Genomic DNA, 16,300 nt, shown 5'->3' on the forward strand with positions numbered 1-16,300 from the left:
CGCTCAGGAGGCCGCGGTCCGCAGTCCCTGGAGGTCGATCTGTTCCGTCTCGTCGTGGGCGGTCAGGTCGATGACCTGACCGACGGCCCGGGCGCCGGCGTCCGCGTCGGCCGGTCCACCGTCACCGGACCCGGCGGCGGCCTCGGCCTCGGCCTCGTGCAGTGCGAGCGCCTCCTGGCCGACCACGTCGGCCAGGTCCTCGTTCTGGACGGCCTCCAGGGCGGCGGGCGGTGCCCCCTTCTGCGTACCGAAGAAGTCGAACCCGCCCCCGGTCACCGGACGCCGCGCGGGCGCGGGCGGCACGACGGCCACCGCGGTCGGCACGGCGTAGTGCCCGGTGGGCTGCCGGACCGGTCCGCCCGGCACGACCACCGCGGCCTCGGCCGACTCCGCAACCTCGGTCATCGCCGGCTCGGCCGACTCCGGCTCGGCCGACCGGTCCGGGCCGGCCGTCGGGTGGGCGGCGGCCGGGTGCTCGTGCGCATCGGCCGCCTCGGGCTTCCCCTCCGGATCGTCCTCCCGCGCGGGAGCCGGTTCGGCCGGGCCGGCAGCACCGCCGGACGATCCCGCCTCAGGGGCCTCCTCGACCGTCGGCTCCTTCGCCACCGCGTCTACCGCGCCCACCGCGTCCACGGGCCGGTCGCCGTCCGCGCCGAACCGCGCCAGCGCGGCCATCGCCCGCCCGAACAGTTCGGAGCCCGCCGGGGAGAACACAGGGGGCGCCACGACCGCCGGCTCCTCGTCCGCGGACCCGGCCTCGACCGAATCGGCCTCCGCCGATCCCGTCCGCGTGGAACCGGTCTCCGTGGCACCCGCCTTCACGGGCGCGCCGTCCACTGATCCGGCCGCCACCGATCCGGACGCCGCCGCGCCGGCCGCCACCGACCCCGTCGCCACGGGCCGCCGCCCCGCCGGCTCGGTGCGGGCCGGCGTGAGGGCCCCGCCCGGGGCCGCAGGCAGCGCGGGCAGCTCGGCCGCCGCCTCCAGTTCCAGCAGGCGGCGGCCCTCCAGCGCGCTCGCGCGCTCGGTCTCGGCCGTGGCGTACCGCCGCAGCAGCGACGCGTGCTCGTTGCGCAGCCGTGCCAGTTCCGAGCGCTTGGCCCGCAGCTTCTGATCGAGGCGGACGCGCAGTTCGCGCGACTCCTCCAGGTCCGATTCGAGTTCGGCGACGCGTTCCTCGAAGCGCCACTCGTCGCTCGCCCGCGCGCGCGTGAGGTCGGCCACCTTGCGGCCCGCCTGGGTGTCCCAGCGGCGCAGGACGACGGCACCGGCGACCGCCGTCACCGCGGCGGCCGCCGCAAGGGACCGCAGGACCACGGGTGCCGTGGAGACCCAGGGACCCAGGGCGCAGACGAGGGAGACGCCGGCGATCGCCGAGGGCGGCAACAGCCTGTGCAAAGGAGGGGAATGGCGGTGACGTCCACGTGGCATGGCCAGAAACTTACCGCGCGTAGGCGAATCGTGGTGGGCCGCCCCGCAAAAAGGCGGCCATACCGAAACCTTCACAGGGCATCAGGAGTTCCGTTCCGCTACCCGCGCGCGTACGCGGCCGAGTTCCGCCCGAGTACTGCGCCGGTTCGATCGAACTCCGGACCCTTTTCAAGATCATTCCTGATGCCCTCGTTCCGTGCGCCGAGACCGGTCCCGCCCGCTCTCAGCGCTCGGCCAGTCGCGCGCTGATCCACTGCAGCGCCGCCGGGATCTCGCGCTTCCACGTGTTGAAGTTGTGGCCGCCGCTGTCCAGGATGATCGACGAGATACGGGTCTTGTTCGTCGCCTTGGCCGCGTCTATGAACTTCAGCGTGGACTTGTAGTTGCTCTCTCCCTGCCTGCTGCTGGTGACGAGCAGGGAAGTGTCCGGAGCCGGCAGGTGCTTGATGCTCCAGCCCAGGTCGGCACGATTCTTCAGATTCTTGTCATCGTGGAAGAGATCACCCGTGGTGGGGTCGATCGGCGCCTTGTAGTAAGGCGACAGACCCGCACCCGCGCCGTACACCGCGGGATAGTGCATGGCGATTTTCAGAGCGCAGTAACCACCCGTGGAATCACCCACGACGCCCCAGCCGCCCGGCTTCTTGTCGACCCGGTAGTGGGCGGCCACGGCGTCCGGCAGGTCCCGGCCGAAGAACTTCTCGGTCTGCGGGCCCTCCGGGATGTCCACGCACTCGGTGTCGCGCGGCGGCGCCACCGTCGGCCGCAGCATCACCAGGATCATCGGCTGCATCTTGCCCGACTTGGCCAACTGCTGAGCCGTGCGCGGGTAGTTCAGCTTGCTGATGAGCGCCTGGGCGGTGCCCGGGTAACCGGTGAGGACGACAGCCGCGGGGAACGTACGCGTGCGGTACTGCGGCTGGAAGTACTCCGGCGGCAGGTATATGAAGGCGGGCGAGGCGATGTGGGACCTGCGGCCCACGATGTCGACCTTCTGTATCTGCCCGGTCAGCTGCGGCCGGGATCCGCCGGCCAGCTGCACCTGCTGGGTGCCGACCACCCGCAGCGGCCCGGTCGAACCGCTCGCGGCGTGATCGACGACGACGCCCTGGTCGGTCTCCTGGCCGAACAGGTCGGCCCAGCTGGCGTAGAAGCCGAAGGCCTGGTTGGCGGCGAGACCGACGCACGCGAAGATCGCCGCCTGTGTGACCAGCAGGATGCCGACCCGGCCGCCGACCGACGGCCAGCTGCGCCGCGCCAGACGCGGCCAGAGCCACACCGTGGCGACGAACAGCAGTACGGCGAACAGCACCGCCAGTACCAGCACCTTCTTGCTCGTGAGACCCATGAGCCTTTCCTGACTGCACTCGATGCCCGGCCCGCCGGCACCTCCTTGGCGCGAGCTTGCCCCGGGCTTTCCCTGGCCTTTGACCCGGATTCCGGGTGGGGAGTGAACCTTCCTCCCCCAGACACCGTCCTAGAGGGCGCAATGTCGCCGGATGCCCGGATCGGCACCGGATTCAAGGTCTCTCGCAGAACTATGGGATGCGATGTCTGTCAGGATAGATGGGGAAAAGCCGGGCGGGGTTCCGAGCCGATCGGGTCGGGTACGGCGCATACTGCGCGGTCCGCGCCCCGAGGCCGTCCCCACGCTGATCGGCAGGGCCTGCGCGGTCGTGGGCCTCCTGGACATCGCGGCGGGCGTCTTCCCGCGCTTCCGGCACAGCCGGATGCACGCCTGGGCCGAGGTGCTGCCGGGCTCGTTCGGCCCGTTCGCCGCCGCCCTCTCGCTCAGCGCGGGCGTACTCCTGCTGCTCCTCGCGCACGGCCTGCGCCGGCGCAAGCGCCGTGCCTGGCGCGCCGCCGTGGTGCTCCTGCCGGCCGGCGCGGCGGCCGAGTTCGTCTACCGGCACTCCCTGGTCGGTGTGCTCATCGCCCTGGCGCTGCTCACTCCGCTGCTCCTGCACCGCAAGGAGTTCTCGGCGCTGCCGGACCCGCGCAGCAGGTGGCGGGCGCTGACCAACTTCGTGCTGATGAGCGCGGGTTCGCTGGCCCTGGGCATGCTCATCGTCAGCGTCCACGCGCACCGCATGGTCGGCGACCCGAGCGTCGCGGACCGCCTCACCCACGTCGTGTACGGCCTCATCGGCTTCGAAGGCCCGATCGACTACCAGGGCAACACCTCCTGGACCGTCGCCTTCTCCCTCGGCGCCCTCGGCTGGATCACCGCGGTCACCACGATCTACCTGGCCTTCCGCCCCGAGCACCCGGCCGCCCGGCTGACCGAGGAGGACGAGGTCCAGCTGCGCGCCCTGCTGACCAAGCACGGACGCCGTGACTCCCTCGGCCACTTCGCGCTCCGCCGCGACAAGGCGGTCGTGTTCTCCCCGAGCGGCAAGGCCGCGGTGACCTACCGCGTCGTCTCCGGCGTGATGCTCGCCAGCGGCGACCCGATCGGCGACGTCGAGGCCTGGCCGGGCGCCATCGAACGCTTCATGGACGAGGCCAAGGCCCACTCCTGGACGCCCGCCGTCATGGGCTGCTCCGAGACCGGCGGCGAGGTGTGGACCCGCGAGACCGGCCTGGACGCCCTGGAACTGGGCGACGAGGCGGTGGTCGACGTAGCGGATTTCTCCCTCGCCGGACGCGCGATGCGAAACGTCCGCCAAATGGTCAAGCGCATCGAACGGGCCGGCTACGAAACCCGGGTACGGCGCATCCGTGACCTCGGCGACGCCGAACTGGAGCGCATCCGCAACGCCGCCGAGGACTGGCGCGGCACCGACACCGAACGCGGCTTCTCCATGGCGCTCGGCCGCATCGGCGACCCGGCCGACGGCGACTGCCTGATAGCCACGGCCCACAAACAGGACGACGAGCCCGGCGAGTACGGCGACCTGAAGGCGATCCTGCACTTCGTGCCGTGGGGCGAGGACGGCGTCTCCCTGGACCTCATGCGGCGCGACCGCTCCGCCGACCCCGGCATGAACGAACTGCTGATCGTGGCGGCGCTCCAGGCCGCCCCGAAGCTCGCCATCAGCCGCGTCTCGCTCAACTTCGCGATGTTCCGCTCGGCGCTGGCACGCGGCGAGAAGATCGGCGCGGGCCCGGTGCTGCGCGCCTGGCGCGGACTGCTGGTGTTCCTGTCCCGGTGGTTCCAGATCGAGTCGCTGTACAAGTTCAACGCCAAGTTCCAGCCCCGCTGGGAACCGCGGTTCGTCGTCTACCGCGCCTCCTCCGACCTCGCCCGCATCGGCTTCGCCGCCATGCAGGCGGAGGGATTCGTCAACCTGGCGGTGCCCATGCCGCGCTTCCTGCGCCGCCGCCGCGCCGCCTCCCAGCGCCCGTGCGCGCACGCGGTGGCGGAACGGGACGTCCGCGCGGCCTGACACCGGCGCGACCCGCGGTGACCGGCCCCCTCGGTCGGCCACCGCCCGACACGGCCCACCACCCCCGACACGGCCCGAGCGGCCGCCCCCCTCCCCACCCGGAGGCGGCGGCCGCTCGGGCCGCGTCCGTGCCCGCCGCACGCCCCCGGGTCAGGGCGGTCGCCGCCGGGCGCGGGGCCTACGCTGAACGTATGAGCAACCAGAGCGGGCGCGGCCGAGTGGCGGGCCTACCGGCATGGGACCGCTGCGCGGTCATGGGGGTCGTGAACGTGACCCCCGACTCCTTCTCCGACGGCGGCCGCTGGTTCGACACGACGACCGCCGTCAAGCACGGCCTCGACCTGGTGGCCCAGGGCGCCGACCTGGTCGACGTCGGCGGCGAGTCCACCCGCCCCGGTGCCACCCGCGTCGACGAGGCCGAGGAGCTGCGGCGCGTCATACCCGTCGTCCGCGGTCTCGCCGCCGAGGGCGTCACCATCTCCGTCGACACCATGCGCGCCCGGGTCGCCGAGCAGGCGCTCGCGGCGGGCGCGGCACTTGTCAACGACGTCAGCGGCGGCCTCGCCGACCCCGCCATGGTCCCCGTGGTCGCCGACGCCGGCGCCCCCTTCGTCGTCATGCACTGGCGCGGTTTCCTCCAGGGCAGCACCGTCCAGGGCTCCTACGCCGACGTGGTCACCGAGGTCGTCGACGAACTGCACGCGCGCGTGCAGGCCGTTCTGGAGGGCGGGATCGCCCCCGGCCGCGTCGTCGTGGACCCCGGCCTCGGCTTCTCCAAGGACGCCGGGCACGACCTGACACTGCTGGCGCACCTCGACCGCCTGCGCGGCCTCGGCCACCCCGTGCTGGTCGCCGCCTCCCGCAAGCGGTTCCTCGGCCGGGTGCTGGCCGGCCCGCAGGGCGCGCCGCCGCCCGCCCGGGAGCGCGACGCCGCCACGGCCGCCGTCTCCGCGCTCGCCGCGCACGCGGGCGCGTGGGCGGTCCGCGTGCACGAGGTACGCGCCACGGCCGACGCGGTACGGGTCGCCCGTGCCGTGGAGGAGGCACGCGCCGCCGGGGTCCGCACCCCCGAGGACCCGGCCCGCTCCCCAGAAGGAGCCCGGTGAGCGCCCCCCACACCGATGTCGAGCAGGTCGAGGCGGCCAACACCGCCTTCTACGAGGCGCTGGAGCAGGGTGACTTCGAGGAGCTGACCTCCCTCTGGCTCACCCCGTCCGACCTGGGCGTCGACGAGGAGTACCACGATCCGGCCGACACCGGCGTGATCTCCTGCGTGCACCCGGGCTGGCCGGTCCTCATCGGCCGCGGCGAGGTGCTCCGCAGCTACGCGCTGATCATGGCGAACACGGACTACATCCAGTTCATCCTGACCGACGTGCACGTCTCGGTCACCGGCGACACCGCCCTGGTGACCTGCACCGAGAACATCCTCAGCGGCGGCCCCGCCCCCGGCGCCGGCGACGAGCTGGGCCCGCTGGTCGGACAGCTGGTCGTCGCCACCAACGTGTTCCGGCGCACCCCGCTCGGCTGGAAGCTCTGGTCCCACCACGCCTCCCCCGTTCTGGCCGAAAACGACACGGGGGACGAGGACGACTCACCGGCGTGAGTGGGTAGGCGACGGGCACGGACGCGGAAGTGGCCGGAATCACGGGCCCGGCGCCGCGGGCGGCCCGCGGGCCGTGAGCGGCCCGGTTCTCCAGGGAAAACACCGGGTGGGGCCCGCCGGGCCCGGCTCGCCCCGGTGCCCCCGTGTCCCGGCGATGTCGGTGCCCGCAGGTAGATTCGTCCGAGGCCGGTGTGCCGCCCGCACGCGGTACGAACCGACCGCCACCGACGATTGCAGGAGTGATTCGCGTGGATCGTGTCGCGCTGCGCGGCCTGAAGGCCCGCGGGAACCACGGTGTGTTCCCCAAGGAGCGCGAGGAGGGCCAGACCTTCCTCGTCGACCTCGTCCTGGGCGTGGACACCCGGCAGGCCGCGGCCGACGACGACCTGGCGAAGACGGTGCACTACGGCATCGTGGCCGAGGAGGTCGTGGCCGTGGTGGAGGGCGAGCCGGTGAACCTCATCGAGACGCTCGCCGAGCGCATCGCCCAGACCTGTCTGAAGCACGAGGGGGTCCAGGAGGTCGAGGTGTGCGTGCACAAGCCGGACGCCCCGATCACGGTCCCCTTCGACGACGTGACCGTCACCATCACCCGGAGCCGAGTATGACCCGACCTTTCCTCCAGGGTCAGAGCGACCCGACCGTCCAGCCGGTGCCGGCCGCCGTCGTCGAACAGGTCGACGCCGCCGACACCACGCTCAGCAACCCGAAACGGGCCGTGCTCTCGCTCGGCTCCAACCTCGGCAACCGCCTGGAGACCCTCCAGGGCGCCGTCGACGCGCTGGAGGACACCCCGGGCGTCCGTATCAAGGCGGTCTCCCCGGTCTACGAGACGGAGCCGTGGGGCGTCGAGCCCGGCACCCAGCCGTCGTACTTCAACGCGGTCGTGGTCCTGAAGACGACCCTGCCGCCGTCCTCCCTGCTGGAGCGCGCGCACGCCATCGAGGAGGCCTTCCACCGGGTCCGCGACGAACACTGGGGCCCGCGCACCATCGACGTCGACATCGTCGCCTACGCGGACGTCGTCTCCGACGACCCGCTCCTCACCCTCCCCCACCCGCGCGCCCACGAACGCGCCTTCGTCCTCGCGCCGTGGCACGACGTGGACCCCGAGGCCCAGCTCCCCGGCCGGGGCGCGGTGGCGGCCCTGCTGGCATCGGTCACGCGCACGGGTGTCGCACCGCGCGCGGACCTGGAACTCCGGCTGCCCGAGTAGTCGTTAAGGTCGAGGAAGATCCAGACGCCCGGCCCAGGGACGGCACGGCCGAACCGCGGCCGGGCCGGGACGAGCCGCCGGGACGCCCGACCACGGTCCGGGGGAGCTGAAGGGACACCGTGAAAGAGCTGCGCATCAGGGTGCTGGCAGGCGTGTTCGTCATCGCCGGAGTGCTGTCCTGGGCGGGCGCCCGCCTGTGGAACGCGGTGGGGACCCTGCCCAGCGTCCCCCTGGCCGCCCCCATCGTCCTCGCCCTGATCGCCGTGGTCCTGCTGTCCACGGCGCTCTCGCTGCGCGCCCGCCTGAGGGCCCAGCGCGAGCGCCGCCCCGGCGCCAAGGGCGTCGACCCGCTGATGGCCGCCCGCGCGGTCGTCTTCGGCCAGGCCAGCGCCCTGGTCGCCGCCCTGGTCGCCGGCATGTACGGCGGCGCCGGCGTCTTCCTGCTGGAACTCCTCGACCTGCCCACCCGCCGCGATCAGGCCATCTACGCCGGCTCCTCGGTCCTGGCGGGCCTCGCGGTGATAGCGGCGGCCCTGTTCCTGGAACGGGTCTGCAAACTCCCCGAGGACGACGACGAGAACCACGGCGGCGCGGAGCCGGCGGCCTGAGCCACCGGCACCCGGGCACCCTCAAACCGTCCGCAGAGCCGCGGCGCCGCCGCTCAGCGCGCCATGATGAGGCTCATCGCCTCGTTGCGCGTCGCCGCGTCCCGCAGCTGGCCGCGCACCGCCGAGGTGATGGTCTTCGCGCCGGGCTTGCGGATGCCCCGCATCGACATGCACATGTGCTCGCACTCGATGACGACGATGACGCCCCGGGGCTCCAGGATCTCCATCAGCGAGTCGGCGATCTGCGTGGTGAGACGTTCCTGCACCTGCGGACGGCGGGCGTAGACGTCCACGAGACGGGCCAGCTTCGACAGCCCCGTGATCTTCCCGCTGCCGGCCGGGATGTACCCGACGTGGGCGACCCCCCGGAACGGCACGAGGTGGTGCTCGCAGGTCGAGAAGACCTCGATGTCCTTCACCAGCACCATCTCGTCGTGGCCCAGGTCGAACGTCGTTGTCAGGACGTCCTCCGGCTTCTGCCACAGCCCCGCGAATATCTCCTTGTACGCCCGCGCCACTCGCGCCGGGGTGTCGCGCAGGCCTTCGCGGTCCGGGTCCTCGCCGACCGCGATGAGGAGTTCGCGTACGGCGTTCTCGGCGCGCTTCTCGTCGAACTCGCCGATGGCGCCCTCGACGTCCAGCGTCACGGGGTCGGTCATGTGAAGCCTCGTTCCTGTCTGTCTCAGCTGCGGGCATGCGAAATGCCGCGCCCCCCAGGCTAGAACCTGGGGGGCGCGGCATACATTCCGGGGCCGGTGGGCTCCGGTCAGCTCTCCGGGCGGTCCTCCGGAGTCTGCTCCGTCGCCGGGGCGGGCTCCGTGGCCGTGGACTTCACGGTGCTGATCGCCGCCGTCGCGCCGTTCGCCCCGTTGGTGAGGGCCAGCTCCTTGGGGGAGAGCACCGGCGGGCGGGTGGACGGGGTGCGGCGGGAGGAACCGGTCCAGGCGGGCCGGGGCGGGCGCTTGACGATGGGGGCGAAGACCTCGGCGATCTCCTCCTTGCCCAGCGTCTCCTTCTCCAGCAGGGCCAGGACCAGGTTGTCGAGGACGTCGCGGTTCTCGACCAGGATCTCCCAGGCTTCGTTGTGCGCGTTCTCGATGAGCTTCTTGACTTCCTCGTCCACCAGCGCGGCGACCTCTTCCGAGTAGTCGCGCTGGTGAGCCATCTCACGGCCGAGGAACGGCTCGGTGTTGTCGCCGCCGAACTTGATCGCGCCGAGACGCTCGGTCATGCCGTACTGCGTGACCATCGCGCGGGCCGTGGAGGTGGCCTTCTCGATGTCGTTCGCCGCGCCGGTGGTCGGGTCGTGGAAGACCAGCTCCTCGGCCGCGCGACCGCCGAGCATGTAGGCCAGCTGGTCCAGCATCTCGTTGCGCGTGGTCGAGTACTTGTCCTCGTCCGGGAGGACCATCGTGTAACCGAGGGCCCGGCCGCGGGAGAGGATCGTGATCTTGTGGACCGGGTCGGAGTTCGGCGAGGCCGCCGCGACCAGGGCGTGACCGCCCTCGTGGTACGCGGTGATCTTCTTCTCCTTGTCCGACATGATCCGGGTCCGCTTCTGCGGGCCCGCGACCACACGGTCGATCGCCTCGTCCAGCATCTTGTTGTCGATCAGCTTCTGGTCGCTGCGGGCCGTGAGCAGCGCGGCCTCGTTCAGCACGTTGGAGAGATCGGCGCCGGTGAAGCCGGGGGTGCGGCGGGCGACCGCGGCCAGGTCGACGTCCTTCGCGACCGGCTTGCCCTTCTGGTGGACCTTGAGGATCTCCAGGCGGCCCTGCATGTCCGGGCGGTCGACTGCGATCTGCCGGTCGAAGCGGCCGGGGCGCAGGAGGGCCGGGTCGAGGATGTCGGGCCGGTTGGTGGCGGCGATGAGGATCACGCCGCCCTTCACGTCGAAGCCGTCCATCTCGACGAGCAGCTGGTTCAGCGTCTGCTCGCGCTCGTCGTGACCGCCGCCGAGGCCGGCGCCGCGGTGGCGGCCGACCGCGTCGATCTCGTCGACGAAGACGATCGCCGGGGCGTTCGCCTTGGCCTGCTCGAACAGGTCACGGACACGGGAGGCACCGACACCGACGAACATCTCGACGAAGTCGGAACCGGAGATCGAGTAGAACGGGACGCCGGCCTCGCCCGCGACGGCTCGCGCGAGCAGGGTCTTGCCGGTGCCGGGCGGGCCGTAGAGCAGCACGCCCTTGGGGATCTTCGCCCCGACGGCCTGGAACTTGGCCGGCTCCTGGAGGAACTCCTTGATCTCGTGGAGTTCCTCGACGGCCTCGTCCGCGCCCGCGACGTCCGAGAACGTCGTCTTCGGGGTGTCCTTGGTGATGAGCTTGGCCTTGGACTTCCCGAAGTTCATCACCCGGGAGCCGCCGCCCTGCATCTGGTTCATCAGGAACAGGAAGACGACCACGATGAGGACGAAGGGCAGCAGGGTGAGCAGGACGCCGAGGAAGGGGTTCTGCTTGGACGGCGAGACCGTGTAGCCGTCCGGGATCTGCTTGTGCTGGTACTTGTCCTGCAGCGTGTTGGCGAGGGCGGCGCCCTGGTCGCCGATGTAGCTGGCCTGGATCTTCGAGCTGCCGGAGACCTTCTGGCCGTCCTTGAGTTCGACCTTGATGCTCTGATCGTCCCCGGTGGTCAGCTTGGCCTGCTGGACCCGGTTGTCATTGATCGCTGCTACGACCTGGCCTGTGTCCACCGTCTTGTAGCCGCCGGACGAGCCGACGACCTGCATCAACACGACCACGGCAAGGACGGCCAGCACGATCCACATGACCGGCCCACGGAAGTATCGCTTCACGTCCATCCATACGGAGCGGTGTCGCCCCGTCCCTCCTGCCATAGTGAGTTTGATAAGACAGTTCTTCTGACGGTACCCCAGCATTGTGGCTCGAAGCCGCACGGGAGAGCTGGCGTTCCTGTCTGCATGCTCCAACGGCTGCGGTGCCGCCGGGGTTCCCGATCACCGTACGGACTGCGCCCTTCCGGGTCAGCCCGCCGTGGTCAGCCGCCGTAGACGTGGGGGGCGAGCGTACCGACGAACGGCAGGTTGCGGTACTTCTCGGCGTAGTCCAGGCCGTAGCCGACGACGAACTCGTTGGGGATGTCGAAGCCGACCCACTCCACGTCGATGGCGACCTTCGCGGCGTCGGGCTTGCGCAGCAGCGTGCAGACCTTGAGGGAGGCCGGCTCGCGTGAACCCAGGTTGGACAGCAGCCAGGACAGGGTCAGGCCCGAGTCGATGATGTCCTCGACGATCAGGACGTGCTTGCCCTTGATGTCGGTGTCCAGGTCCTTGAGGATCCGCACGACACCGGAGGACTGGGTGCCCGCGCCGTAGGAGGACACGGCCATCCAGTCCATGGTGAGCGGGGTGGACAGCGCCCGCGCCAGGTCGGCCATGACCATGACCGCGCCCTTGAGGACTCCGACGATCAGCAGGTCCTTGCCCGCGTACTCCGCGTCGATCTTCGCGGCCAGCTCGGCCAGCTTCGCGTCGATCTCTTCCTTGGTGATGAGTACCTGCTGGAGGTCGGCACCCATGTCTTTCGCGTCCACCCGCATCACTTTCGGTCGGTCGTCCCGCATTGACGGCTCGCGGCTGTTCCGGCCTCCCGGCGGGGAGTCCGGCCGCCGGGGGCCTCCCCGGCGGGGAGACCGGCGCCTCCCCGTGGGGGAAGGTTTCAGCCTTGCCGAATCACCAGTCTGCCACCCTGGCGCCGGGCGACGACTTTGCCCGGGAGGTTGATGGCCCCCTGACCACGCCATCCGGTGATCAGCCGGTCGATCTCCTCGATGTGGCGGGCGAACAGGGAACCGGCCGGGGACCCCGCGTCGATGGCGGCACGGCGCAGGACGCGGCGGCGGACCGCGGGGGGCAGGTCGTGCAGTTTGGCGCACTCCAGGCAGCCGGCGTCGTCGCGGGCGGTGGCCTCGGCCTGGCCGGCCCAGGCGTCGAGGGCGTCGGCGTCGTCGCGGGAGAGCTGGGCGGTGCGGGCGAGAGCCTCGACGACGCCCTTGCCCAGGGCCTTCTCCAGGGCGGGCAGGCCCTCGTGGCGCAGCCGGGAGCGGGTGTAGGCGGGGTCGGCGTTGTGCGGGTCGTCCCAGACGGACAGCGACTGGACCATGCAGGCCTTGCGGGCGGTCTGCCGGTCGATGTGCAGGAACGGGCGCCGGTAGCGGCCGCCGGCCCCCGAGACCGCGGCCATGCCGGACAGGGAGCGGATGCCGGAGCCGCGCGCGAGGCCGAGCAGGACCGTCTCCGCCTGGTCGTCGCGGGTGTGGCCGAGCAGGATCGCGTGGGCGCCGTGGCGGTCGGCGGCGGCGTCCAGGGCGGCGTAGCGCGCGTCGCGGGCGGCGGCCTCGGGGCCGCCGTCGCGGCCCACGGTGACGGCGACGGCGTCGACCGGGTCCAGGCCGAGGTCGCGCAGCCGCTGGGCGACCTCGTCGGCGCGCAGGCCGGAGCCGGGCTGCAGGCCGTGGTCGACGGTGATGCCGCCGGCGCGGATGCCGAGCTTGGGCGCCTCGAAGGCGAGGGCGGAGGCGAGTGCCATGGAATCGGCGCCCCCGGAGCAGGCCACGAGGACGAGCGGCGCCTCGGGGCGCCCGTGGCCGGGCCGGTCGTCGTGCGGGGACCGCTGGGCGGCGCGCAGGCCGCGGGAGGGGGCGCGGCTGGGGGTCGGCACGCCCAGCGGGGGGTGCCCGGTCATCCGGGCGGGCCGCGGGCCGGGCGCGGTGGGCCGCTCCTGGGCGGCGTACGCCGTCTGCGCGGCGTGCGCGGTCTGGAGTTCGGGGCGGAGCGGCCCGGCGGGGGGCGGGGCCGGGGTCTGCTCGTCGAGGATGTCGTTCAGGACGCGGCGTACCGCCAGGCGTATCGCCGCGACCGCAGGATGGGGACCCATGTCCGGTTCCCTTCACGGAAGTTTTCGGGGGGGTGAGCCCGAGATCGGTCACTCAGAGTGGGTCGATGGTGACAGAAACGGGCCGTTCCCCGAGCATTGCACGCCTATCCCTCACTCACGGTCCCTCGGACGGGTGATTGGAGGGGCGTTCGCCTGCCGTCGGCCGGATTCGGTTCACCCCGTCCGCGCCCGGTTCACGACTCGGCCCTGCGGTGCACCCGCGCGACCCAGTCCGCCGGTTTGGCGATCTCCGCCTTGGTGGGGAGGGTGTTCGGGGAGGTCCACACGCGGTTGAAGCCGTCCATGCCGACCTGGTCGACGACGGCGCGCACGAAGCGCTCACCGTCCCGGTACTGGCGCAGCTTGGCGTCCAGGCCGAGCAGCTTGCGCAGGGCCGAGTCCAGCCGGGAGGCGCCCTTGGCGCGGCGCTGCTGGAACTTCTCGCGGATCTCCGCCACGGTCGGCACGACCGCGGGGCCCACGCCGTCCATCACGTAGTCGGCGTGGCCCTCCAGGAGGGACATCACGGCGGTGAGCCGGCCGAGGATCTCCCGCTGGGCGGGGGTCTGTACGAGTTCGACGAGGGAGCGCCCGCCGTCGTCCTCCTCGCCCTCGGGCCGCCCGCCGACGAGGGACTGCGCGGCCTCCCGGATGCGCTCCAGGAAGGCCATCGGGTCGACGTCGGTCTCCGAGAGGAAAGACTGGATCTCGCCCTCCAGGTGGTCGCGCAGCCAGGGCACGGCGGTGAACTGCGTGCGGTGGGTCTCCTCGTGCAGGCACACCCAGAGGCGGAAGTCGTGGGGCTGTACGTCGAGTTCGCGTTCGACGTGGACGATGTTCGGGGCGACGAGCAGCAGCCGCCCGCCGCCGTTCGCCCCGGCGGGCAGGTCGCGGGTGGCTGGGGCGAAGGTCTCGTACTGGCCGAGGACGCGGGAGGCGAGGAACGACAGCAGCATGCCCAGTTCCACGCCGGTGACCTTGCCGCCGACGGCGCCGAGCACCGCGTTGCCGGGGCTGCTGCCGCGCCGCTCCTGCATCTTGTCCAGCAGGGGCTTGAGCAGCTCCCGGAATCCGGCGACGTTCGCCCGGACCCAGCCCGGGCGGTCGACGACCAGCACGGGTGTGTCGTGGGTGTCCTCCGCGCCCAGGCGGGTGAACGCCCGCACGTGCTCCTCGGAGACCTTGGCGTGCCGGCGCAGTTCGGCGACGACGGCGCGGGCGTCCTCGCGGCTCACCTCGGGGCCCGGCCGGACCAGCCGGGTCGCGGTCGCCACCGCGAGATTCCAGTCGACCATCCCGGGACTTGCGGCACCACCGATGCTCGTCATGTGTCAACGGTACGTGAGCGCCGCCGCTCGGGGCAGGGCGGTGGCGCGGTGCCTGAAATCAGCGTCGGGTCCCGCCGCCGCGCCCCACCGACCCCGTACCGTCCGTCCCCGGCACCGGGCCCGTACCGGGTGCCTCCTCGTCGCATCCGCAGGCGGCCAGGGCCGTCGCCGTGTGGTCCAGGGTGGACTGGGCGGCCTGCGGGTCGGTCGTGCCCTCGGCCAGGAAGGCGAAGGCGAGCAGGCGGCCGTCGTGGTCGACGGTGGTGCCCGCGAGCGTGTTCACGCCGGTCAGGGTGCCGGTCTTGGCCCGGACGAGCCCCGCGGCGCCGCCGGAGGCGTCGGAGGTGTAGCGGTCGGCGAGGGTGCCGGTGAAGCCGGCGACCGGCAGGCCGGTGAGGACCGGGCGCAGTCCGGGATGGGCGGGGCCGGCGGCCGTGCGCAGCAGGGCGGTCAGCAGGTTCGCGGTGAGCCGGTCGGTGCGGTCCAGGCCGCTGCCGTCGTGGAAGGCGGTGCCGGTCAGGGGCAGGCCGAGCCGCTTGAGCCGGGCCGTGATCGCCCGGGCGCCGCCGGCGAAGTCGGGGCGTTCGCCCGAGGCCAGGGCGGTCTGCCGGGCCAGGGCCTCGGCGATGTCGTTGTCGCTGTTGGTGAGCATGCGTTCGACGACGTCCGACAGGGGCGGCGAGGACACGGTCGCGAGGGTCCGGGAGCGGCCGGTCGCCTTGGAGGGGCCGGGGGCGGTGGTCCGGATGCCGCGGTCGTTCAGGAAGCGGGCGAAGGCGCGGGCGGCGTCGGCGGCCGGGTCGGCGGCGCGCTGCGCCGGTCCGCCGGTCGAGTCGTCGGTGCGGGCCTCGTCGGCCATCAGCGCGGCGACCCTGGCCAGGTTCTCGTTCACGCCGATGGGGTGCAGGTCGGAACCGGCGTACAGGGTGGCGTCGTAGGACAGCGTGACCTGGTGCGTGCCGCGCTTGGCCAGGGCTTTGGCCGTGGCGTCGGCGAGGGTGCGCAGACTGGCCGCGCCGTGGGCGTCGGGGCGGGCGGTGAGGGTGGGGTCGCCGCCGCCGACCAGGACGAGTTCCCCGGTGTCGGGTTCCAGGGCGGCGCGGGTGGTGAAGCGGTGGTCGGGGCCGAGCGCGGACAGGGCGGCGACGGCAGTGGCGATCTTGGTGGTGGAGGCGGGGGTGAGGCCGTCGCCGCCGCCCTGCCCGTACAGCTGCCGGCCGGTGGCGACGTCGACGACCACGGCGGAGTGGCGGGCGCCGAGTGCCGGGTTCTTCAGGAGGGGGTCGAGGACGGCGGCGAGGGCCGTCCGGTCGCCGGCCGGTTCCACGGCGCCGCCGGTGCCGTCGAGGCCGACCAGCACGGGGGCGGCGCTGGGCGCGGGCCGGGCGGCGGACGCCGCCCCACCACCGGACATATCGGAACCCTGGCCGTGATCTGCGCCACCCGCGTGCTCCAGGGCGGCGGCCCGATCCCGCTCGGCCGTACGCTGACCGGTGGAGTCCCAGGGACCGGCGGCAGTCACCACACCGGCGGCCAGCGCCAGTCCGGCGGTGGCGGCACCCGCGGTGTACTGCCACGTCCTCGGCTGCCCCGGCCGGTGCCCGGTGGCCTGCGTGAGCCGTGCGATCCACGGCCGTGCGGACCGCGCGGCCGGTGCCGGACGCGGCCGTACGGACCGTGCGAGTCGTGCCAGCCGCGGCCGCGTGGACCGTGCCAGGCGTGCCAGCCGCCCTCCCGCGGCCTGCCAGCCCCTCAGCTCCGGCATGACCACCAGCCCCTTTCGCGATCACACACCTGCGTGAGGGACACTTAATCACCAGA

14 protein-coding genes are annotated in these 16,300 nt (G+C 72.5%); 6 read left to right on the forward strand and 8 right to left on the reverse strand.

The window, feature by feature from the left end; all coding sequences use genetic code 11:
• Window positions 1-3: 3 nt before the first annotated feature.
• Window positions 4-1,431 carry a hypothetical protein gene (locus tag AB0G56_RS20290; RefSeq protein WP_360971013.1) on the reverse strand — a complete coding sequence of 476 codons (1,428 nt, stop codon included), beginning with the start codon at window positions 1,429-1,431 and terminating at the stop codon, window positions 4-6.
• A 223-nt stretch (window positions 1,432-1,654) separates the two neighbouring features.
• Entirely contained in the window at window positions 1,655-2,779 is a 1,125-nt protein-coding gene (locus tag AB0G56_RS20295; RefSeq protein WP_360971016.1) for an alpha/beta hydrolase-fold protein, read from the reverse strand.
• Window positions 2,780-2,981: 202 nt separating this feature from the next.
• Here AB0G56_RS20295 and AB0G56_RS20300 point away from each other — a divergent pair, with 202 nt between their 5' ends.
• From AB0G56_RS20300 to AB0G56_RS20325, 6 genes are all read left to right on the forward strand, one after another.
• Complete coding sequence (locus AB0G56_RS20300) at window positions 2,982-4,820, forward strand: phosphatidylglycerol lysyltransferase domain-containing protein (RefSeq protein WP_360971019.1); 1,839 nt, start codon at window positions 2,982-2,984, stop codon at window positions 4,818-4,820.
• Window positions 4,821-5,011: 191 nt separating this feature from the next.
• Window positions 5,012-5,926, forward strand: coding sequence for a dihydropteroate synthase (folP, locus tag AB0G56_RS20305; RefSeq protein ID WP_360971022.1), 915 nt, complete (start codon window positions 5,012-5,014; stop codon window positions 5,924-5,926).
• The gene (locus AB0G56_RS20310) at window positions 5,923-6,426 is read left to right on the forward strand and encodes a nuclear transport factor 2 family protein (protein WP_360971026.1); all 504 of its coding nucleotides are present in this window, start codon (window positions 5,923-5,925) and stop codon (window positions 6,424-6,426) included. Before folP ends, AB0G56_RS20310 begins: the two co-directional genes overlap by 4 nt.
• A 248-nt stretch (window positions 6,427-6,674) precedes the next feature.
• Window positions 6,675-7,034, forward strand: coding sequence for a dihydroneopterin aldolase (folB, locus tag AB0G56_RS20315; RefSeq protein WP_360971029.1), 360 nt, complete (start codon window positions 6,675-6,677; stop codon window positions 7,032-7,034).
• Window positions 7,031-7,642: a 2-amino-4-hydroxy-6-hydroxymethyldihydropteridine diphosphokinase gene (gene folK / locus AB0G56_RS20320; protein ID WP_360971032.1), complete on the forward strand. Its 612-nt coding sequence runs from the start codon at window positions 7,031-7,033 to the stop codon at window positions 7,640-7,642. Before folB ends, folK begins: the two co-directional genes overlap by 4 nt.
• Before the next feature lie 119 nt (window positions 7,643-7,761).
• Complete coding sequence (locus AB0G56_RS20325; RefSeq protein ID WP_360971035.1) at window positions 7,762-8,250, forward strand: DUF3180 domain-containing protein; 489 nt, start codon at window positions 7,762-7,764, stop codon at window positions 8,248-8,250.
• 53 nt (window positions 8,251-8,303) lie between these two features.
• Here AB0G56_RS20325 and folE read toward each other — a convergent pair whose 3' ends face one another.
• The 6 genes from folE to dacB form a co-directional block, all read right to left on the reverse strand.
• Entirely contained in the window at window positions 8,304-8,909 is a 606-nt protein-coding gene (gene folE, locus AB0G56_RS20330) for a GTP cyclohydrolase I FolE (RefSeq protein ID WP_360971038.1), read from the reverse strand.
• Between the two features lie 107 nt (window positions 8,910-9,016).
• Window positions 9,017-11,056, reverse strand: a complete 2,040-nt coding sequence (gene ftsH / locus AB0G56_RS20335) for an ATP-dependent zinc metalloprotease FtsH (protein ID WP_360971041.1) — start codon at window positions 11,054-11,056, stop codon at window positions 9,017-9,019.
• 197 nt (window positions 11,057-11,253) lie between these two features.
• Entirely contained in the window at window positions 11,254-11,814 is a 561-nt protein-coding gene (hpt, locus tag AB0G56_RS20340; RefSeq protein WP_360971411.1) for a hypoxanthine phosphoribosyltransferase, read from the reverse strand.
• Window positions 11,815-11,933: 119 nt separating this feature from the next.
• Complete coding sequence (gene tilS / locus AB0G56_RS20345) at window positions 11,934-13,151, reverse strand: tRNA lysidine(34) synthetase TilS (RefSeq protein WP_360971044.1); 1,218 nt, start codon at window positions 13,149-13,151, stop codon at window positions 11,934-11,936.
• Between the two features lie 194 nt (window positions 13,152-13,345).
• Window positions 13,346-14,479, reverse strand: a complete 1,134-nt coding sequence (locus AB0G56_RS20350) for a zinc-dependent metalloprotease (protein ID WP_360971047.1) — start codon at window positions 14,477-14,479, stop codon at window positions 13,346-13,348.
• A 58-nt stretch (window positions 14,480-14,537) separates the two neighbouring features.
• Entirely contained in the window at window positions 14,538-16,244 is a 1,707-nt protein-coding gene (dacB, locus tag AB0G56_RS20355) for a D-alanyl-D-alanine carboxypeptidase/D-alanyl-D-alanine-endopeptidase (protein WP_360971049.1), read from the reverse strand.
• Window positions 16,245-16,300: the final 56 nt, after the last annotated feature.

It is taken from the genome of Streptomyces sp. NPDC021356 (assembly GCF_040641015.1).
Lineage (GTDB): Bacteria > Actinomycetota > Actinomycetes > Streptomycetales > Streptomycetaceae > Streptomyces.